This is a genomic window from Actinopolyspora biskrensis (assembly GCF_013408175.1).
GTDB lineage: Bacteria > Actinomycetota > Actinomycetes > Mycobacteriales > Pseudonocardiaceae > Actinopolyspora > Actinopolyspora biskrensis.
Genome location: NZ_JACBYW010000011.1, coordinates 30,664 through 49,226 on the forward strand (window position 1 = coordinate 30,664; position 18,563 = coordinate 49,226).

Genomic DNA, 18,563 nt, shown 5'->3' on the forward strand with positions numbered 1-18,563 from the left:
CGAGTTCGCGTCACCTCCGTGCCCTACCCGTCACCGCGCGAGCGTCCTCCGGGAGCCCGGGCGGAGAGATCCGTCCGAGCGGAAAGCTCCGGCGGACTCGCTTGCGCCCACCCAGAAGTGAATGTACAGTCACTCACCATGAGGGCGGGTTCGAGGGCGACGGCCGGAGAGCGTCGGCGCGCGGTCATCCGCAGCGCGGTGACCGTGTTCGCTCGCCGTGGCTACGACACCAGCCCGGTCACCCGGGTCGCCGAGCACGCGGGCATCTCCTCGGCGTACGTCATGAAGCTCTTCCCGCGCAAGGTCGACCTGTTCGTCGCCGCGATCGAGGACTGCTACGACCGCATCGTGGGCACGCTCGAGGAGGCCGCCGACCAGGCGGAAAGCCCGGACAGCGCCGAGATCCTGGACCGCATGGGGGCGCGGTACGCCGAGCTGATCGCCGACCGCGACCTGCTGCTGCTCCAGGTGCAGGCACTGGCCTCGACCCAGACCCCGGAAGTGGCCTCGGCCGTGCGCGACGGCATCGGCAGGATCACCTCGCTGGCCGTTTCCAGGGCCGGAGCGGACGCGGCCCAGGCTCAGAACTTCCTCGCTCGCGGCCAGCTGTGCCACCTGCTGACCGCGATCGACGCGTTCGACACCGCCACCGACTGGGCGGCCGCGCTCACGGAGGGCTTCCGGCACAGTCCGTCTTCCTGACTCGCGCGACGGTTCCACGCCCAGTCGAAGGGCTCCGAGAGAACGGGCACCGCTTGTCCTGCCCTCAAAAGTGAATGAACAGTCACTCACGAAATTGAAGGAGTACTGATGACCACGACCACCGGTGAAACGCACGTCGTGCTCGGCGCAGGTCCGGCGGGAAAGACCATCGTGGACGAACTGCTCGCACGCGGGCTCCGGGTGCGCCACGTCAGCCGCAGTCCGCTCGAGGAGGCCCCCGCCGGGGTCGAGACGGTGCGTGCCGACATCTCCTCCGCCGACCGGGCCGTCTCCGCGACCGCGGGTGCCGCGGCGATCTACCACGCCGTCAACGTGCCGTACCACCTACAGGTCGAGCAGCTGCCGGAGATCGGCCGAGCGGTGCTCGCCGCCGCGGGCCGGAGCGGCGCCCGGCTCGTGGTGCTCGACACGCTCTACCCGTACGGCGAGGCGGACGGCACGGCCATCACCGAGCACACCCCCTGGGCGGCGACGAGCCGCAAGGGACGGATGCGCGCCGCGCTGGACCAGTCCTACCTGGACGCGCATCACGCCGGACACGCCAACGTCGTGCTGGGCCGTGCGGCCGACTTCTACGGTCCTCGCGTGCTGAACTCCACCCTCGGCGGGGCGTTCTTCCCCGCCGTGCTGACCGGGGAGCCCGCGCTCGGGCTCGGCGACATCACGCTGCCGCACAGCTACTCCTACCTGCCGGACGTCGCCCGTGGTCTCGTCGACCTCGGCACCACCACCGACGAGGCCGCCACCGGCCGGGTGTGGCACCTGCCCACCGTGCCCGCGGTCAGCACCGAACACCTCCACGATCTCGTCGAGCGGATCACCGGAAGCGAGATCACCGCACGAGTACTCGACCGGCCCACCGCCGCGGGCCCGTTCGACGAGCGGTTCATGAACGAGTACGCCGAGCTCTTCTACCAGCACCTCGTCCCGCAGAACATGGTCTCGGCACCGTTCGAGCGGCACTTCGACCGGCGTCCCACCCCACTCGTGGACGGGCTGCGGGCCACCCTCGACTGGTATCGCGACTTCCTGGCCGCCCAGTCGGCCGCGGAAAGCGCCTGAGCGGAAAAGAGCTCGGATCACGCCGAGACGCGAGCGCGGTGAGCACGCCCGTCACGAACGTGGGCCTCACCGCACCGTGCCCGGCCCCGTCTCCGGCGAGGTCGGTCAGTGCGGAGCGTTCCGGGTCAGCCCGCGCCGCCGGAGTCGGGGGGCGCGCCGCTTCACTCCGGCCAGGAACCTCTCCCACTCCGCGGCTCCCACCCGCAGTGCCGGCCCCTCCGGGGCCTTGGAATCCCGCACCGCCGCGGTGGCGGCACCCAACGCCACCTCGGCGCGATCCGAACCATTGCTGCTGTGACTCGACTTCCGCCACTCCGAACGGTGATCGGCGGTGGCCACACTTGCTGCGCCTCTCCACTTGGACCGGAGCCTCCGCGCGAGCCCTGATCACTCCGAGCGATTCCTCCTGTGAATGCGCGATAGAGCGCAGTGCTTCGGCGTTTCGGGTGTAACCGGTCACCTGGTCCTGATCCCGGACATGGATCGCCCCGTCCGGGACCTCCACATATCCGATCGACTGAGCCGCGTCGAAATCCAGCACGGTGAACCGTCCCTCCAAACCGTCGCGTCTACCAACGCTCGTGGGAGAACCAGCACCTCGACATTGGACCAGCACGCCAGTTCGAGTAGATGTTCGAACCGTGCCCGCATGATTTCGGTACTCCCGGTCGGCCGATCCCGGAGAAACACGTCTGATGTGGGCTCAGGGCCCGTGATCGGACTTCGCCCGGGGCCGGTTGCCGGCCGCGAGCCTCACCGCGCGCTGCTCCCGGCCTGCGGGGCCACCCGCAGATCGGCCTCGATCCTGGCCGCCGTCTCCAACAGCGGCGGAAGGAGCTCCTCGCGCGCCTGCTCGGGGCCGGTCCTGCTGGCGTGCGAGGAAACGTTCACGGCAGCCACCACCCGGTCGGAGCGGTCCCGGATGGGGGCGGCCACCGAACGCAGTCCCGCCTCCAGTTCCTGGTCGACGATCGCCCACCCCTGGGACCGGATGCGCTCCAGTTCACGGCGCAGCTCCCCCGCGCTGGTCACGGTCTGGGGGGCCAACGGCTCCGGGCGAACACGGTCCAGGTACTCCGCCAGCTCCGCCTCGTCGAGGCTCGCCAACAGCACCCGTCCCATCGAAGTGGCATAGGCCGGGAAGCGGGTGCCGATGTTGATGGCCACGGTCATGATCCGCGAAGTCGGCACCCGCCCCACGTAGACGATCTCGTCCCCGTCGAGCACCGACACCGACACCGACTCGTGCACCTGGGCGGTCAACCGCTCCAGATGTGGCTGGGCGATCTCCGGCAGGGACAGGCTGGACAGGTAGGAGAAACCGAGTTCGAGCACCCTGGGGGTCAGGGCGAACAGCCGACCGTCGGTCCAGACGTAGCCGAGCTGCACGAGGGTGTGCAGAAAACGACGGGTGGAGGCGCGGGAGAGACCGGTGGTGCGGGCGACCTCGCTGAGGGTCATCTCCGGACGCGTCTCGTCGAAGGCTCGGATCACCATGAGTCCACGAGCCAAGGACTGCACCGGCCCCACCCCGGAATCGGCCTCCGGCTCCATCACGCCACCCCCTCGTGGATCTCAAGCACCGCTCTGCTCGTCCTCTTCGGACAGTATCCGGTCGGCGAGCGCGAAGGCACTGTTGGCCTTGGGCACACCGGCGTAGACGGCCACGTGCATCAGCACCTGCCTGATGGTCTCCACGGCCACGCCGTTGCGCCGAGCCGCTCGAACGTGCATCGCGAGCTCGTCGTGATTACCGGTCGCCGCCAGGATCGCGAGGGTGACGCAGCTGCGGGTCGGCCGGTCCATCTCCTCCGAGGCCCAGAGCTCGCCCCAAGCGTAACGGGTGATGAAGTCCTGGAAGGGCGCGGTGAACTCCGTGGTCCGCTCGTTGGTCCGATCGACGTGGGCGTCGCCGAGCACCTGCCTGCGAACGGCCGTTCCGGTGCCGGTCCTGCCCGGGGCCGACCCGTCACCGGCGGCTTCCTCGGCACCGAGGGACATGCGCTGTTCCTCACCCGCGAAATGCTCGCCCAGCAGACGATCGACCTGCTCGGGCCGCTCCACATTGGCCAGGTGCGCGGCGTTTTCCAGCACCTCCAGGCGCGCACCGGCGACACTCCCGGCGATGCGCTCGGCGTGCTCGGGCGGTGTCGCCCGGTCATCATACCCCGCCACCACGAGCGTGGGAGCGGTGATCCCGGCCAGCCGCTCGTCCAGCTCCATCGTCGCGATGGCTTCGCAGCACCCCGCGTAGCCCTCGTCGTCGGTGGCCGCGATCATGGCGCCGTACTTGGCGGACACGTCCCGCCTGGAAGCCAACTCGGGCGTGAACCAGCGTTCCAGAGTGGACCGCACCATCGCCGAGGTGCCGTTCGTCCGCACGAACTCGGCACGCTCCCGCCAACCGGACGCGGGCCCGAGGGCCGCGGAGGTGCACAGCAGGGCGAGCCGGTCGATCCGTTCCGGCGCGTTGCACGCCAACCACATGCCGGTCATCCCCCCGAGCGAGACACCGGCGAAGTGAGCTCTTCCGATCTCGAGGTGATCCAGCAGATCGAGCACGTCACGCCCGAGCAGCTCCAGGTCGTAGGGACCGGACGTGGCCGGGGTCTTTCCGTGACCACGCTGGTCGTAACGCAGCACCCGGAACCGCGCGGACAGGGCGGGCAGCTGCGCGTCCCACATCGTCCGGTCCGTGCCCAGCGAGTTGGACAGCACCAACACCGGGGCATGCGGCGGACCGGTCAGTTCATAGTCCGGAATCACCGGCACTCGTCTCCTTCCAACGCGCGTACGCCTCCAGCGCACGGTCGACGAACTCCCCGGAGGAGCCCAGATAGCCCTCCGGGTCGGTCACCTCCAGCACGGCCTCCTCGGACAGCACCGAACGCACCGTCGGATCGTCGAGCAGCTCCGCACGCAGCCCGCCCTCGTCGTCCCCGATCCTGCTCACCAGCCCGGTGACCAGTTCCTTGGCCCGCCGCGCACCGAGCTCCGGCGCGAGGACCGCGGAGACGCGCTCGGCGAGCAACGCCCCCTTGGTGACGTCCAGGTTGGTGCGCATGGCCGTGGTGCTCACCCGCAGATCGACCAGCATCTCCCTGGTCAGCGAAGCCGCGGACCCCGTGAGCCGCAGCAGCTCCGTGAACGGTTCCCACTCGGCCTGCCAGTTCCCCGCACCCCGCTCGTGCTCCTGGGGCATGGCCGAGAGCAACGTGGCGACCAGGCCGGGAACCCGCCGCGCCACGGCCGTCACGCGAACGGCACGGACCGGATTCCGCTTGTGCGGCATCGCCGAGGAACCACCGGAACGCCCTTCGGAGAGCTCACCCAACTCGGTCTGGGCACCCAGCTTGACGTCCAGCGCGATCTTTCCGAGCGTCCCGGCCACGGTGCCCAGGGCGGAGGCCAGTTCCCCCGTCCTCGTACGTTCGGTGTGCCAGGGAAGCACCGGCTCGGCCAGCCCCAGGCGTTCGGCCAGCGCGGCCGCGACCGGGACTCCGTCCGTCCCCAGCGTGGCCAGCGTTCCCACCGGGCCCCCGAACTGGACCGCGAGCCGTTCCCGCCGCAACCGCGACACCGACTCGGTCGCGTCGACCACCCCGCCGAGCCAGCTCGCGGTCTTCCTCCCGAAAGTGGTCGGCAGCGCCTGCTGCAACAGGCTCCGGCCCGTCATCACGGTGTCCCGGTGCTCCCGCGTGAGTCGCGCGCACTCGTCGGCCACACCGTGCAGCTCCTCCAGCAGCAGGTCCAGGGCCGCACGAGCCACCAGCATGGCGGCGGTGTCCACGACGTCCTGGCTCGTGGCCCCCCGGTGCACCCAACCGGACACGTCCTCCGGCACCCGTTCGGTCAGATCGCCGACCAGGGGAATGACCGGTGTCGCCGAGGCGGCCGCGCGTTCGGCGATCGAGTCGGCGTCGAACCCGTCCACCACGCACTCGCGGGCGATCCGCTCGGCGACTTCCGGGTCGAGCACTCCGACGTCGGCCTGTGCGCGGGCCAGCGCGGCCTCGAAGTCGAGCATGGCGGCCAGCCACGCGCGGCGGTCGGTGCACGCGGCGAAGCGTTCGGTGACGAACGTTGGGGTGAACAAGCCGTGCCCGTCCTCACTGATGTTCGCTGTTCGGGTCGTCGTGGGTCCGCCGGAGCGGAACCTCCGCTGCCGCTGAGCCGGTGCCCCGAGCCATCGGGGAGCGACCGACTCGACCGGAAGACACCGGTCATACCGCGAAGAAGACGGTCTCGCCGGTTCCCTGCAACCTGATGTCGAAGCGGAAGGCCCCGTCCTCGACGCCCGCGATCAGGGTGCCGCGACGTTGTTGGTCCACCGTGGACAGCACGGGGTCGGCGGCGTTGGCCTCTTCCTCGTCCGGGAAGTAGATCCTGGTCACCACCCGGTCGAGCAAGCCGCGGGCCAGCACGGTCACGTCGATGTGCGGGGCCTCCCACTCCCCCTCCGGGGTGGGAAGCGCACCGGGCCGGACCGTGCGGAACCAGAACTCCCCGTCCGATCCGGTGGCGCACCGCCCGAAACCGCGCGCGGAGGTGCTCGAACCGCGCGGGTCGTCCGGGTGGGCGAAACGACCGTGCTCGTCGGCCTGCCACATCTCGACCAGACCGTCCGGAACCGGTTCACCGGCGCCGTCGAGCAGGCGCCCCCGCAGCAGGAAGGCGTCCTCCGTGTCCGGGCCGACGACTTCGGGACCGTCCGGCCACGGCAAACCACCCGGCAGCGCGAAGAAGGGCCCCACCGTCTGGGACGGCGTGGTCGCGGGACCGCCGTGCTCAGTCGTCATCGTCGTCCTCCTCGTTCTCGAACGGGGTCGCCCTGCTACCGCGCAGCACGATGTCGAAGTGGTACGACAGCGCCCATTCCGGGATCGTGCTGTCCAGATCGAACTCGCAGATCATCCGCTCGCGCGCCTTCGGGTCGCGCACCGAGTTGAAGATCGGGTCCTGATGGAACAACGGATCCCCGGGAAAATACATCTGGGTGATCAGCCGCTGCGTGAAGGCGCGCCCGAACAGCGAGAAATGAATGTGCGCCGGGCGCCAGGCGTTGTCGTGGTTCCGCCACGGGTAGGCACCGGGCTTGATCGTGACGAACCGGTAGCGACCGTGCTCATCGGTCATGCAACGCCCGACACCGGAGAAGTTCGGATCCAACGGGGCCGGGTGCCGGTCGCCCGCGTGCCGGTACCGGCCCGCGGCGTTGGCCTGCCAGGCCTCGACCAGCGTGTCCGGCACGGGTTTGCCGTCCGAGTCGAGCACCCGCCCACTGACAACTATCCGCTCGCCCAGCGGCTCGCCTTCGTGCTGGATCGTCAGGTCGTGGTCGGTTTCGGACACCCGCTCGTGGCCGAGCACCGGTCCGGTGACCTCGGTGAGGTTCTGCGGTAAACGTTGAAGCGGTTCACTCGGGTGACGCAGCGACGTGGACCTGTACTCGGGGGTGTCCAGCGCCGGATGGCTGGAGTCATCACGCGCGTAGCTGGGCAGGAGCAGCCGGTCGGCCTGCCCCTCGATCGAGTCAGTGGACATGCTCACTCCCGACGTCTATAGGGTTTTCCCGTTCCTCGTTGAGGTTTTCCGCTCGGGTTGCCGGTTGGGCCGGGGGTTTCCTTCCGGCGCTCCCAGCGCCGGAACTTCCGCCCCGGCCGTCAACACGACAGAGAGCACCGGTCACGCGCGCAGCACGACGGCAAGGCCCTGACCGACCCCGATGCAGATCGCGGCGAGCCCCCAACCACCCCCGCTACGGCGCAGCTGATGCGCCAGCGTGGTGAGGATGCGCGCCCCCGAGGCTCCGAGCGGGTGGCCGATGGCGATCGCGCCTCCCCGCTGATTGACGATCTCCGGATCGAGCTCGGGCCACTCCGCCAGGCAGGCCAACGACTGCGCCGCGAACGCCTCGTTGAGCTCGACCGCGCTCAGATCACCCCATCCGATCCCGGCCCGCTCCAGCGCGGTGCGCGCGGCCTCCACCGGTCCGATGCCGAAGACGTCGGGGTCCACGGCCGCGACCCCCCTGCTGACGACCCGTGCCAGCGGTTCGGCACCGGCCTGCTCGGCTCCCCGCTCGCTGCCGAGCAGCACGGCGGCGGCACCGTCGTTCATCGGGGAGGAATTGCCCGCGGTGACCGTTCCCCCCGAGCGGAAGACCGGCTTGAGCTTGCCGAGCTTGTCCGGCGAGGAATCCGTTCTGACCCCTTCGTCCTCGGTGAGCTCGGTCCCCGGAACCGGCACCACCTCGTCGGCGAAGAGACCGTCACGCCAGGCGGCAGCGGCCCGCTCGTGACTGCGCGCGGCGAACGCGTCCTGATCCGCGCGGGTGATCCCGTAACGATCCGCCAGGACCTCCGCGCTCTCCCCCAGGGAGATGGTCCACTCCGGCGGCATCTCGGGATTGACCATGCGCCACCCCAGCGTCGTGGAGTGCAGCGTTTCGTGTCCCCGCGGGTAAGCGCGTTCCGGCTTCTGCAGCACCCACGGAGCGCGGCTCATCGACTCGACTCCGCCGGCCAGCACCACGTCCCCGTCACCGGTCTGCACGAACCTGCTCGCCTCGATGACGGCTTCCAGCCCCGAGCCGCACAACCGGTTGACCGTGGCCCCCGGGACACCGGTGGGAAGTCCTGCCAGCAGCGCGGCCATCCGCGCCACGTTGCGATTGTCCTCGCCCGCCCCGTTGGCGTCGCCGAACAGCACGTCGCACACCCGGGCCGGATCCAGTTCGGGGCTCCTGTCCAGCAGTGCCCTGACGGTGTGCGCGGCGAGGTCGTCTGGACGGACCTCGGCGAGCCCCTTGCCGTAACGCCCCACCGGGGTGCGTACCGCGTCGAGTACGTATACCTCGTTGCTCACCTGTTCTCCTATCGGCGGAAGCCCCGGCGCTCACGCCGGGGAGGAAGCCGATCCCGAGTGTTGTTGGGTGCCCACGCTCCGGACTTACTCGTGATCGACTGTCGTGTAAAATGATCAGCATGCGGACGGCGTACAAGGTTCGGGCTTACCCGACCCCCGAGCAGGCGGCCCAGCTGGGCCGCACGTTCGGGTGCGTGCGCCTGGTGTGGAACAAGACCCTCGATGCGCGGCACCGCCGCTACCACACCGAAGGCCGCATAACCTCGTACAAAGAGACCGACGCGCAGCTGGCGGCGTGGAAACGCACCGATGATCTGGCGTTTTTGTCCGAGGTCTCCAGCGTGCCGCTGCAACAAACGCTGCGGCACCAGCACACCGCTTACGCGAGCTTCTTCGCCGGACGGGCGAAGTATCCGCGTTTCAAGTCCCGCAACGGAGGCCAGTCGGCGCACTACACGCGCTCCGCGTTCAAGCTCCGCGACGGGAAGCTGACGCTGGCCAAGCAGACGGCGCCGCTGGAGTTCGTGTGGTCCTGGGAAGCCGACCTGCTGGAGTCGTTGACCCCGACGATGGTGGTCGTCGCCCGCGAGCCGGACGGGCGCTGGTACGTGACCTTCGTCGTGGACACCGACGAGCCCGAACCCGCTCCACGCACGGGCGAGACTATCGGCGTCGACCTCGGAGTGAAGGACTTCGCTACCCTGTCCACCGGCGAGACCATCGCCAACCCGCGCCACCTGGACCGCAAAGCCCGCAACCTGGCCCGCTACCAGCGTCAAATGGCCCGCAAACAGCGCGGCTCCGCGAACCGGCGCAAAGCCAAGAAGAAGGTGGCACGGGCGCACCGCAAGGTTCGCCACGCCCGGCAGGATTTCCTGCACCGCACCACCACGAACCTCGTGCACCGGGCCGACACGATCGCGATTGAAGACCTCAACGTGTCCGACATGACCAATAGCGCACGCGGCACCGAGCAGCAGCCCGGCCGCAACGTCAAGGCCAAGGCCGGGCTCAACCGCGCCGTGCTGGACGCCGCGTTGGGCGAGTTCCGGCGTCAGCTGGAGTACAAGACCAGCCGCGCGGGCACGACCCTCGCGGTGGTCGACCGCTGGTACCCGTCCAGCAAGACCTGCTCCGCGTGTGGATACCTGCTGGAGAAGTTGAGTCTTTCCACCCGGGCGTGGACGTGTCCCGACTGCGGCACCCGGCACGACCGGGACCACAACGCCGCGAAGAACATCCTTGCCGCTGGTCGAGCGGTAGCCGGGCCGTAGCCGGGCGAAGCCTGTGGAGCCGATGTCAGCCTGCAAGGGTCCTCCCTTCAGCAGTCGGCAACGAAGCAGGAAGCATCGGGTGCGAGCCCGATGGGAATCCCCCGCCCCCAGGCAGGGGAAGAAGTCAAGACGACTCTCCGTTCCCGAGGGTTGCCTTCAGTTCCCGCAGGACCGTCAGTTCCCGCTCGGTGGGCGGTTCCTGCGTTCCCACCTCGTCAGCGGTGCGCAGCGGCCAGCCGGTGGCAGCACGTACCTGTTCCACCTCGACCTCGGGAGCGACCCGGCTCAGGACCAGCTCCCCGGTCGCGAGGTCCGGTTCCAGCACACCGAGGTCGGTGATCACCCGTACCGGCCCCTTGCCCGGCAGTCCCAGCTGTTCGCGCGCACGGCCGTCCCTGCCGTATCCCACCGAGGTGACGAAGTCCACCGCGGAGACGAACGCCTTCGGGTTGTGCCGCATCACGATGAGCACCTCACCGCAGGAAGTGGCGATCTCCGGCGCGCCTCCCGCACCGGGAAGACGGACCTTCGGGTCGTGGTAGTCCTCCCCGATGACGGTGGTGTTGATGTTGCCGTAACGGTCCACCTGAGCACCGCCGAGAAAACCGACGTCGACCCTGCCCGGCTGCAACCAGTAGTTGAAGATCTCGGGAACACCGACCACGGAGTCAGCGGTCTCCGCGAGGACACCGTCCCCGATGGACAGCGGCAACCGTTCCGGTTCGGCACCGAGAGTACCGGACTCGTAGATCAGCACCAGTCCCGGAGCGTGGGTGCGACGCGCGAGGTTGGCCGCCGTGCTCGGCAGGCCGATCCCGACGAAACACACCGCCTCGTCACGCAGCGAGCGGGCGGCGGCCACGGTCATCATCTCGTCCGAGGTGAACTCGCCCCCGGTTGCGGAATCGGATCGAGGACTGCTCATCGTGCGCTCCTCCCCGCGCCGTGAATCTCGGTGTCCAACCATTCCCGGAACCGCTCCCGGTCCCGGCCGATCGCGTCCCAGTCCTGGTAGTAGCCGTTGTCCCTCTCGTAGTACCCCTGGGCGTAGGAGGGATGCGCGCCTCCGGGGACCTCGGCCACCGCGGTGACAGCCCAGGTTGGCAGGACCACGGCCCCCGGCTGTTCCGGCAGTTCGTCGACCACCTCCTCGACGGTCACCAGCGACCGCGCCGAGGCGAGCACGGTTTCCTTCTGCACTCCCGTGATGCCCCAGAGCTGCACGTTGCCCGCCCGGTCCGCGCGTTGGGCGTGGACGATGCCGACGTCCGGGTTGAGGGCCGCGACGGCGGCCAGTTCCTCCCCCGTGAAAGGACAGCGGACCGTGCTGATCGTGTCGGTGTGGTTCGGCAGATCGGTGCCCGCGTAGCCACGCAGCACCGCGAACGGCAGTCCGGAAGCCCCCGCCACGTAACGATTGGCCATGCCGGCGTGGCTGTGCTCCTCGATCTCCAACGGCACGGGCCAGGAGTGCTGCACGGCGTCCCTGAACCGGTGCAGCGAGCCAACCCCTGGATTGCCGCCCCAGGAGAAGACGAGCTTGTCCGCGCACCCGGCCCCGATCAGCTGATCGTAGATCACGTCGGGGGTCATCCTGACCAGCGTCAGATTCCTGGTCCGTTGCCGGATGATCTCGTGTCCCGCCGCGACCGGAATGAGATGTGTGAATCCTTCCAGAGCGACGGTGTCCCCGTCGTCGACCAGCTCGGCCACCGCCGTGTCGAGCTGCAGAATGCGTGCCACTGGCCACTCCGTTCCGCGGTGTTCGCACAGAATCCGCACGGATCGCCGTCAGCCAACCTTGTTCGCTGAGAGAACGTACGTGCTTCATGCGAACATAATCGTGCGTTCCCCTCCGGTCAATACCGCCGCACGACCCGCGTTCCGCCACGGCCCGACCACCGCGGGGACCGCGCACGACGAGGGGAGCACCGGACCGCTCGGTGCCCGGGGAGTCCCCCGGACGAAGCGATACAACCCGGCTTGCGGGAGGAGTCGAACCACCGGCGGGGATCCCCGCCGGGCAGAGGAGGGCGGGATCGGAGCGTTCGCGGGTCGACGCTTTCCGACCCCGCCCGGCGAAGTCCGCCGTCGGCGGATCGCTTTCGGGCACCGCGGAGGCCCGCCGCATCGCCCGGACGACCCGCACGACTCGGCGGGCGGGACGAGCGCCACGGACACGCGCTCCCCGCGCGAGAGCCGCGATCCAGCTCCGCGTGTCCGGGCGACGGCGCCGCGAGGTGTTCTCTCAGCCCCGGAACGGGAAAGAACGAAACCCCGTTCCACCTGCTCGTGGAGGCTCCCGCGCACCTTCCGCGCTCTTCCGGATCCCGGCTCCGGAATCGGGGGCCTCCGGAGAACGGGTCCCGACGACGATCACAGCGGGTACAACCGCTTGCCCCCGTCGAGGACCTCCTCGTCACCTTCCGTGAAGGACAGGTGCGCGGACGAGGCCACCGCACGCGTCAACATTCCCAGCACGGCGTCCCGCGCCGTGGCTATGTCGGTGGTGGTGGTGTCCAACCGCAGATCGGGCTCGCCGGGCTCCTGGTACTCGGCGTCGTATCCGGTGAGGCCGGACAGCTCCCCTGCCGCGGCACGCCGGTAGAGCCCCTTGGGATCACGGCGCATGCACTCCGCCGCAGGAGTCGCCACATGAACCTCGAAGTAGGGGCACCCGTGCGCCTCGTGCTGTTCGCGCACACCGGAACGCACCTCCGAGTAAGGCGCTATCACGGGCACGAGAACGGTGACCCCGTTCGTGGCCAGCAACCTGGCCACGAACCCCGTACGGCGGACGTGCTCCGCCCGATCCGCCGCGCTGAATCCGAGATCGGCCGACAGGTTGGTGCGCAAGCGATCCCCGTCGAGGATCTCCACTCGCGCGCCCCGCCCCCGAAGGCTCTCCCCCACCGCTTCGGCGATGGTGGACTTGCCCGCCCCGGGTAAGCCGGTCAACCAGAGCGTAGCTCCCGAGAAATCCATCGTCGGTTCCTTCCCGTACGACACTGAGGTGGAACTGGCGGTGCGATCATCTCGAAACGCCCCAACCCGTACGCATACGTGGTGGCTACTGTACAGAAAACCGGACCCCCCGAGTCACCCTTTCAGGGGACCTCTAAGCCCCTCAGGAGGGAAAACCATTCCCGCTCGTTCCCGCCCGCGGAAGTGCCCGTCCCTTCCTCCGCGGCGCTCCCGATGATCACCCCGTGAGCGCCTCCCCGGGGTGGCCCGCGGGATTGTTAGGCTGTCGCACTCCGTTCAGCGTGTGCCCCCGAGTCATCACCGACTGGAGAATCGATGAACCCTGCAGGTCCCGAACGGGTCTACATCCACCTCGGCTCGCCCAAAACCGGGACGACGTACTTACAGGAAGTCCTCTGGAACAACCGAACGGACCTCCGCCGTGCGGGAGTGTTGTATCCGGGAAGCCGTCCCGACGCGCATTTCCACGCGGCCTTGGATCTGCAGCACAAACAGTTCCAGTCGGACTGGTTCGACGAGAACGTGCCGCACGCGTGGAGTCGTCTCGTGGCGGAGGCGGCCGAGTGGCCGGGGACCGTGGTGATCTCCCACGAGCTGTTCTGCACCGCCACCCCGGAACAGATCGAACGGGCGATGAACGACCTGTCCTCCGCGGAGGTGCACCTGGTGTGCACGGCGCGGGACCTGCTGCGCCAGCTCCCGGCCGTGTGGCAGGAGGACGTCAAGAACCGCCACACGCTGTCCTTCGAGGAGTTCGTCGGGGGCATCCGAGGAACGACCGAGGAGACGAACCCGCTCAGCGAGTTGTTCTGGCCGCGCCAGGACACGGCCGCGATCCTGGACAAGTGGGCCGCCGACGTTCCCGCGGAACGGGTGCACGTGATCACCGTTCCCCCCAGGGGCGGTGATCCGACCACGGTCTGGAACCGTTTCGCGGAACTCATCGGTGTCCAGCCGGAAGCGTTCGACACCGCGGTGCGTCGGCCCAACCGGTCGCTCGGCGTGGCCGAGACCGAAGTCATCAGAAAGCTCAACCAGCGGTTGAACGAGCGCATCCCCTGGTCCGAGCACGACGAGACGGTCAAAACCCGCATAGCGGGCGGCATCCTCGGCGGCAGGAAACCGCGGACCCCCCTCGAGGTCCCCGCCGAACACCGGCAGTGGATCGGTGAACAGTCCGAACGGATGATCTCCGAACTGGCCGAGAGCGGCTACCACGTGATCGGCGATCTGGCGGAGCTGCGCCCCGGGGAAAGCTCCACCGCCCCGCTGTCCCACCCGGACGCCGCCGACCCGGAGGAAACGACCGAGGTGGCCGTCGAGCTGCTGGCGGAGTTGATCAGCGATCCGCCCGTCCGCGTGCTGGAACCGGAGCCGGACCCACGGGATCCGGCACCCACCGGAGTCAGGCAGAGCCTGGTGCACCTCTGCGAGCAGCATCCGGCCTCCCGGAAGGCCCTGGAACTCTACCGCGGGGGCAGGCGAACGCTGCGGGAAGCGCGATCCCGTTCGACGCGGTGACCTCTCGGGAGCGCGTCCCGCGGGAAGGTCGTTCAGGTGTTCAGCCAGGCCGCGGCCCGCTCCAACGCTTCACCGGTGATCTCGTGCCCACCCCGGTGGCGATGTGCGGTCACCTCGGCGCCGCGCTCCCGGAGCGTCCCGGTCAACCGATCCACCGCGGGCAACGGTGCCATCGGGTCCCGTTCCCCGTTGGACATCCACACCCTGCTGCCCGTGAGCTCGTGCCACGGCGGATCGCCGACCGGCAGCATGGCCGCGAACAGAACGGCCTCACTGAGCACGTCCGGCCGCAACAGGGTCATCGCCGCCGCGATGTTGGCTCCGTTGGAGAAACCGGCGGCGACGATCCTGCGGTCGGTGAGCCCGTAGTGCTCGCGCGCCCGTCGGACGAACTCGGCCAGTTCCTCGGTGCGTTCGCGCACGTCGGCCTCGTCGAACACTCCCTCGGCGTGCCTGCGGAACCACCGGGCCGCTCCGTTCTCGGAAACCGGCCCCGCAGGGGCGAGCAGGGTCGCCGAGGGGGCGATCCGCTGACCGAGCACGGCGATGTCCTCGGGGCCACCGCCGGTGCCGTGCAACAGCAGCAACACCGGGGAACCGGGCTCCCCCTCGGCGAAACCGTGGCGCAGGAAAAGCCCGTTCGAGGTCATGAAGCCAGCCTTTCCGGGTTGTTCTCGCTCGGCAAGTCGAGCCGCGGCAGGGTCGCCTCGATCTGTTCCCTGTTCGGCTCCAACCACGGCGGGAGTTTGAGCGCCCGTCCCAGTTCGAGCAGCGGTTCGTCCGCGGTGAACCCCGGCTCGTCGGTCGCGATCTCCAGCAGCGTTCCGCCCGGCTCGCGGAAATAGACGGAGCGGAAGTACTGCCGATCCAGCACGGAGGTCACCGACACCCCGCTGTCCACGAGTTCGCTCCGCCAGGCGGCCTGGGTGGACTCGTCCGGGGCGCGCCACGCGACGTGGTGCACGGTGCCCGAAGCCACCAGTCCCCGCTCGGCACCCGGACGTACGACGACGTCCACGAACGCGCCCGGTCCGCCGGCTCCGGCGGCGAAGCGCAGCCGGTTGCCCTCCTGGCCGGACAGCGTGAGCCCCATGCCACCGAGCATCTCGGCCGTGGCCTCCTCGCTGTCCACCGAGAGAGTGACCGAGTGCAGCCCGCGAATGCCGTGCTCGGCGGGTACTGCACCGTTGTCCCAGGGATCCCGCGGGTCCGGCTGGGGATGCGCCACGAGCGACAGGACGAGCCCGTCGGGGTCGTGGAAGGTCAGCACGTCCTCGCCCTCACGGTTCTGCACCCGGCTCGCCTCGACCCCGGCCTCGTTCAGATGCCGTTGCCACCAGCCGATGGACTGCTCCGGCACCGAGAATGCGGTCGCCGTCGCCTGTCCGTTCCCGTGCTTGCCCGGAGGGGCGCCGTGGAAGGGGAAGAAGGTCATCAGCGTGCCGGGGCGCCCCGCCTCGTCACCGTAGTAGAGGTGGTAGGTGCCCGGGTCGTCGAAGTTGACGGTGGTCTTGACCATCCGCAGACCGAGAGTGCGCAGGTAGAAGTCAGCGTTGCGCTGCGGATCACCCGCTATCGCGGTCACGTGGTGCAGTCCGCTGGTGGAGATGGTCATACTCGACCTCCTGACTGGTGTGTTGTCCGTTCGGGCTGTCGTGGGTGACGGAAAGCGGCTGCACCGCTCACCCGACGACCGACCCGCGTGGAGCACCTCGCCCCTCCGGAGTGCTCGCCACCCGGACGCGGGAGCCGGACGTGCTCGGGCGGGAGCGCCTCAGGCCGCACCGTCACGCAGCGCGCGAGCGACGTCGACGACGCGGCGCGCCTGCACCGAAGCGGCCTGCCGGGTCTCGGCGTCCACCTTGAGCTCCCCCTGTCCGTCGACGTGGCTGGTCCCGTACGGATTTCCGTCGACGAACTTCGAACCGTCCGTGTACCCGGGGGCCACCAGGATCCCGCCGAAGTGGTGCACGCTGTTGTACAGCGCCAGGAGCGTGGACTCCTGCCCACCGTGCTTGCTCGCGGTCGAGGTGAAACCGCTGTAGACCTTGTCGGCGAGCAGCCCCTGCTGCCATTGCGGTCCCAGCGAGTCGATGAACTGCTTCAGCTGCGCGGCGACGTTGCCGTACCTGGTCGGAGTACCGAAGATCACCGCGTCGGCCCAGACGAGATCGTCCGCGGTCACCTCGGCGACCGAACGGGTGGCCTCGAGGTTGGCGCGCCATGCCGGATTGGAGTCGACGGCTGAGTCCGGGGCCAGTTCGGCGACACGACGCAGCCGGACCTCGGCACCCGCCGCCTCCGCTTCGGAGACCAGCGCGTTGGCGATCTCGGCGATGGTTCCCGTGGCCGAGTAGTAGACGACCGTGAGCTTCACCGGTGTGCTCATCTGGACAGCTCCCGTGTTTCGGGGTCGAACCGATCGACCCGCTTCCTCTTGCAACAGAAGACTACCATAAAACTTCTCGCTAGCAAGAGTTTTCTTTGCAAGAGTTATTACGGTGGGAGTTAGACTGCGTGAAGCGAAACAAACACGAGGAGAAAGGCGGCCAGGTGGGAACCGAGGACATCGCCCCCGCACCCCCGGCGGCGACCGACAAGGACACCGACGACGACGAGATCGTCACCTGGTGGGGACTCGTGATCGAGGGCTACCACACCACCCAGGAAAGACTCATGTCCGAGATCGCCGAACGATTCGAACTCACTCCGGGTGCCTTCGACATCCTCGTAAGGCTCGTGCGCTCACCGGAATGCCGCATGCCCATGACCAAGCTGGCCAAGGAGGCGGCGCTGAGCAGCGGAGGGTTCACCAAGGTGGCCGACAGGTTGGTCTCGGCCGGCCTGATCCGGCGGGAACCGTGCGACACCGACCGCCGGGTCACCTACGTCGTGCTGACCGAACACGGGCGCACGACGGCCGAGGAGGCCAAGCACGCCTGCGCCGAGATCCTGCGTCGTACCGTTCTCGATCCCCTCGGGCCGGAGAACTCGGAACAACTGGCCAACGCGATGCGCACGCTGCGCGCCGCCAACGCGGACGCGTGAACCCCCGCGCCGCATCCCCCCCACCCGGACGAAACGTGGGCCCCTGTGCCGCACGGCGCACGTGCTTCACAGGGGCCCACGAACGGATCGCCCTCGACGGGTCAGGCCCTTTCGTAGAGGCTCCGGGGATCGGCGGCGGCCACTTCCGACCGGGCGATCCTGCGCTGGTGCAGCTCGGCGCGCACCGCCCAGACCAGCCCCACGAGCCAGGCCAGGCCGAGAACAGCACTGACGAATCCGACCGCGAGCGCGGGGACGCCGAGCGAGTCCAACAGCAGCCGCACGTTCGTGAAAACGATCAGTCCGCCCGCACCGACCCCCAGCACGCGCACCGGCAACAAGCGCACCAACCACGCGGCCAGCGGAGCGGCCACCACTCCACCGATGAGCAAACCGAGGATCACGGACCACTTCCAGGCCCCTCCCCCGTTGTGCACCAGGAATCCCGAGGTCGCCCCGAGCGAGACGATCAGCTCGCTGGCACTGACCGTTCCCACGGTGCGCCGGGGCTGAATCCGTCCCGTGCTCAGCAGAGTGGAGGTGGTGACCGGCCCCCAACCGCCACCACCCACGGCGTCCACGAAACCGCCCACGCCCCCCAGGGGAACCAACCAGCGCCTCCCGGACGGGGTGAACCCCGATCCGCGAACGGGCTTCGACCAGGCGGAGAAGCGCAGCACGACATAGCTGCCCAGCACCACCAGCAGCACCGCCATCCAGGGGCGGGCCGATCCGGCCGCCACGGACGAGAGCGTCGAGGCCCCCAGGAACCCCCCGAGCCCTCCGGGGACGGCCAGCCAACCGACCATCCGCCAGTCCACGTTCCGCATTCCCCAGTGCGCGGCTCCCGAAGCGATCCCGGTGCCGATCTTGGCCAGGTGAACCGAGGCCGAGGCCATCACGGGCACGGTTCCCACAGCCAGCAGCCCGGTTGTGGCCGTTACACCGAACCCCATGCCCAGCGAACCGTCGACCAGCTGGGCGAGAAACCCGGCCACCGCCACGAGTAACAGAGTGGGCACCAACGCCTCCAGACCGTTTCCGCCCGTCCCGGTAACCACGGGCAGCATTTACAACTAAGTT

18 protein-coding genes and 2 pseudogenes are annotated in these 18,563 nt (G+C 69.1%); 5 read left to right on the forward strand and 15 right to left on the reverse strand.

Going from position 1 to position 18,563, the window contains the following annotated elements; all coding sequences use genetic code 11:
- Positions 1-138 precede the first annotated feature (138 nt).
- Positions 139-702: a TetR/AcrR family transcriptional regulator gene (locus FHR84_RS21055; RefSeq protein WP_218863578.1), complete on the forward strand. Its 564-nt coding sequence runs from the start codon at positions 139-141 to the stop codon at positions 700-702.
- 108 nt (positions 703-810) lie between these two features.
- Positions 811-1,785, forward strand: a complete 975-nt coding sequence (locus FHR84_RS21060) for an NAD-dependent epimerase/dehydratase family protein (protein WP_179537284.1) — start codon at positions 811-813, stop codon at positions 1,783-1,785.
- 105 nt (positions 1,786-1,890) lie between these two features.
- Here FHR84_RS21060 and FHR84_RS21065 read toward each other — a convergent pair whose 3' ends face one another.
- The 8 genes and pseudogenes from FHR84_RS21065 to FHR84_RS21095 all read right to left on the reverse strand — a co-directional run bounded on the left by FHR84_RS21065 (position 1,891) and on the right by FHR84_RS21095 (position 8,652).
- Entirely contained in the window at positions 1,891-2,124 is a 234-nt protein-coding gene (locus FHR84_RS21065; RefSeq protein ID WP_179537285.1) for a DUF397 domain-containing protein, read from the reverse strand.
- A gap of 55 nt (positions 2,125-2,179) precedes the next feature.
- Positions 2,180-2,401: pseudogene (locus FHR84_RS23560) on the reverse strand (Scr1 family TA system antitoxin-like transcriptional regulator); the annotation flags it as partial.
- Positions 2,402-2,538: 137 nt separating this feature from the next.
- Complete coding sequence (locus FHR84_RS21070; RefSeq protein WP_179537331.1) at positions 2,539-3,339, reverse strand: IclR family transcriptional regulator; 801 nt, start codon at positions 3,337-3,339, stop codon at positions 2,539-2,541.
- Positions 3,340-3,360: 21 nt separating this feature from the next.
- Complete coding sequence (gene pcaDC / locus FHR84_RS21075; RefSeq protein ID WP_179537286.1) at positions 3,361-4,551, reverse strand: bifunctional 3-oxoadipate enol-lactonase/4-carboxymuconolactone decarboxylase PcaDC; 1,191 nt, start codon at positions 4,549-4,551, stop codon at positions 3,361-3,363.
- On the reverse strand, positions 4,535-5,881 hold the full coding sequence (gene pcaB / locus FHR84_RS21080) for a 3-carboxy-cis,cis-muconate cycloisomerase (protein ID WP_179537287.1): 1,347 nt from the start codon (positions 5,879-5,881) through the stop codon (positions 4,535-4,537). Before pcaB ends, pcaDC begins: the two co-directional genes overlap by 17 nt.
- Before the next feature lie 127 nt (positions 5,882-6,008).
- Positions 6,009-6,584: a protocatechuate 3,4-dioxygenase subunit alpha gene (gene pcaG, locus FHR84_RS21085; RefSeq protein ID WP_179537288.1), complete on the reverse strand. Its 576-nt coding sequence runs from the start codon at positions 6,582-6,584 to the stop codon at positions 6,009-6,011.
- Complete coding sequence (pcaH, locus tag FHR84_RS21090; RefSeq protein WP_179537289.1) at positions 6,574-7,329, reverse strand: protocatechuate 3,4-dioxygenase subunit beta; 756 nt, start codon at positions 7,327-7,329, stop codon at positions 6,574-6,576. The genes pcaG and pcaH overlap by 11 nt, the downstream gene beginning before the upstream one ends.
- A gap of 141 nt (positions 7,330-7,470) precedes the next feature.
- Positions 7,471-8,652: an acetyl-CoA C-acyltransferase gene (locus FHR84_RS21095; protein ID WP_179537290.1), complete on the reverse strand. Its 1,182-nt coding sequence runs from the start codon at positions 8,650-8,652 to the stop codon at positions 7,471-7,473.
- 119 nt (positions 8,653-8,771) lie between these two features.
- On the opposite strand from FHR84_RS21095, the pseudogene FHR84_RS21100 reads away from it, so the two are divergent.
- Positions 8,772-10,022 (forward strand): annotated as a pseudogene (locus tag FHR84_RS21100) (RNA-guided endonuclease InsQ/TnpB family protein); the annotation flags it as partial.
- A gap of 28 nt (positions 10,023-10,050) precedes the next feature.
- Here the strand turns inward: FHR84_RS21100 and FHR84_RS21105 are convergent.
- From FHR84_RS21105 to cysC, 3 genes are all read right to left on the reverse strand, one after another.
- Positions 10,051-10,851, reverse strand: a complete 801-nt coding sequence (locus FHR84_RS21105; RefSeq protein ID WP_179537292.1) for a CoA-transferase subunit beta — start codon at positions 10,849-10,851, stop codon at positions 10,051-10,053.
- Entirely contained in the window at positions 10,848-11,669 is an 822-nt protein-coding gene (locus FHR84_RS21110) for a CoA-transferase (protein WP_179537293.1), read from the reverse strand. The genes FHR84_RS21105 and FHR84_RS21110 overlap by 4 nt, the downstream gene beginning before the upstream one ends.
- 633 nt (positions 11,670-12,302) lie before the next feature.
- Positions 12,303-12,911, reverse strand: coding sequence for an adenylyl-sulfate kinase (gene cysC / locus FHR84_RS21115; protein WP_179537294.1), 609 nt, complete (start codon positions 12,909-12,911; stop codon positions 12,303-12,305).
- A gap of 315 nt (positions 12,912-13,226) precedes the next feature.
- On the opposite strand from cysC, the gene FHR84_RS21120 reads away from it, so the two are divergent.
- Positions 13,227-14,432 (forward strand): hypothetical protein, encoded by a 1,206-nt coding sequence (locus tag FHR84_RS21120; RefSeq protein ID WP_179537295.1) that lies wholly within the window; start codon positions 13,227-13,229, stop codon positions 14,430-14,432.
- 32 nt (positions 14,433-14,464) lie between these two features.
- On the opposite strand, the gene FHR84_RS21125 is transcribed toward FHR84_RS21120, so the two are convergent.
- The 3 genes from FHR84_RS21125 to wrbA all read right to left on the reverse strand — a co-directional run bounded on the left by FHR84_RS21125 (position 14,465) and on the right by wrbA (position 16,821).
- Positions 14,465-15,082, reverse strand: a complete 618-nt coding sequence (locus FHR84_RS21125; protein ID WP_179537296.1) for an alpha/beta hydrolase — start codon at positions 15,080-15,082, stop codon at positions 14,465-14,467.
- Entirely contained in the window at positions 15,079-16,047 is a 969-nt protein-coding gene (locus tag FHR84_RS21130) for a ring-cleaving dioxygenase (RefSeq protein WP_179537297.1), read from the reverse strand. The genes FHR84_RS21125 and FHR84_RS21130 overlap by 4 nt, the downstream gene beginning before the upstream one ends.
- A gap of 159 nt (positions 16,048-16,206) precedes the next feature.
- On the reverse strand, positions 16,207-16,821 hold the full coding sequence (wrbA, locus tag FHR84_RS21135; protein ID WP_179537298.1) for an NAD(P)H:quinone oxidoreductase: 615 nt from the start codon (positions 16,819-16,821) through the stop codon (positions 16,207-16,209).
- A gap of 164 nt (positions 16,822-16,985) precedes the next feature.
- Here wrbA and FHR84_RS21140 point away from each other — a divergent pair, with 164 nt between their 5' ends.
- Positions 16,986-17,480: a MarR family transcriptional regulator gene (locus tag FHR84_RS21140; RefSeq protein WP_179537332.1), complete on the forward strand. Its 495-nt coding sequence runs from the start codon at positions 16,986-16,988 to the stop codon at positions 17,478-17,480.
- Between the two features lie 101 nt (positions 17,481-17,581).
- Here the strand turns inward: FHR84_RS21140 and FHR84_RS21145 are convergent, their stop codons facing one another.
- Positions 17,582-18,502: a sulfite exporter TauE/SafE family protein gene (locus FHR84_RS21145; RefSeq protein ID WP_343075368.1), complete on the reverse strand. Its 921-nt coding sequence runs from the start codon at positions 18,500-18,502 to the stop codon at positions 17,582-17,584.
- Positions 18,503-18,563 lie beyond the last annotated feature (61 nt).

Excerpts from the sequence above, each read along its gene's own strand:
- FHR84_RS21130 (WP_179537297.1), bottom strand. The coding sequence starts at position 16,047 with ATGACCATCTCCACCAGCGGACTGCACCACGTGACCGCGATAGCGGGT.
- pcaG (WP_179537288.1), bottom strand. The coding sequence starts at position 6,584 with ATGACGACTGAGCACGGCGGTCCCGCGACCACGCCGTCCCAGACGGTG.
- pcaH (WP_179537289.1), bottom strand. The coding sequence starts at position 7,329 with ATGTCCACTGACTCGATCGAGGGGCAGGCCGACCGGCTGCTCCTGCCC.
- FHR84_RS21070 (WP_179537331.1), bottom strand. The coding sequence starts at position 3,339 with ATGGAGCCGGAGGCCGATTCCGGGGTGGGGCCGGTGCAGTCCTTGGCT.
- wrbA (WP_179537298.1), bottom strand. The coding sequence starts at position 16,821 with ATGAGCACACCGGTGAAGCTCACGGTCGTCTACTACTCGGCCACGGGA.
- FHR84_RS21060 (WP_179537284.1), top strand. The coding sequence starts at position 811 with ATGACCACGACCACCGGTGAAACGCACGTCGTGCTCGGCGCAGGTCCG.
- FHR84_RS21120 (WP_179537295.1), top strand. The coding sequence starts at position 13,227 with ATGAACCCTGCAGGTCCCGAACGGGTCTACATCCACCTCGGCTCGCCC.
- cysC (WP_179537294.1), bottom strand. The coding sequence starts at position 12,911 with ATGGATTTCTCGGGAGCTACGCTCTGGTTGACCGGCTTACCCGGGGCG.
- FHR84_RS21105 (WP_179537292.1), bottom strand. The coding sequence starts at position 10,851 with ATGAGCAGTCCTCGATCCGATTCCGCAACCGGGGGCGAGTTCACCTCG.
- FHR84_RS21125 (WP_179537296.1), bottom strand. The coding sequence starts at position 15,082 with ATGACCTCGAACGGGCTTTTCCTGCGCCACGGTTTCGCCGAGGGGGAG.
- FHR84_RS21055 (WP_218863578.1), top strand. The coding sequence starts at position 139 with ATGAGGGCGGGTTCGAGGGCGACGGCCGGAGAGCGTCGGCGCGCGGTC.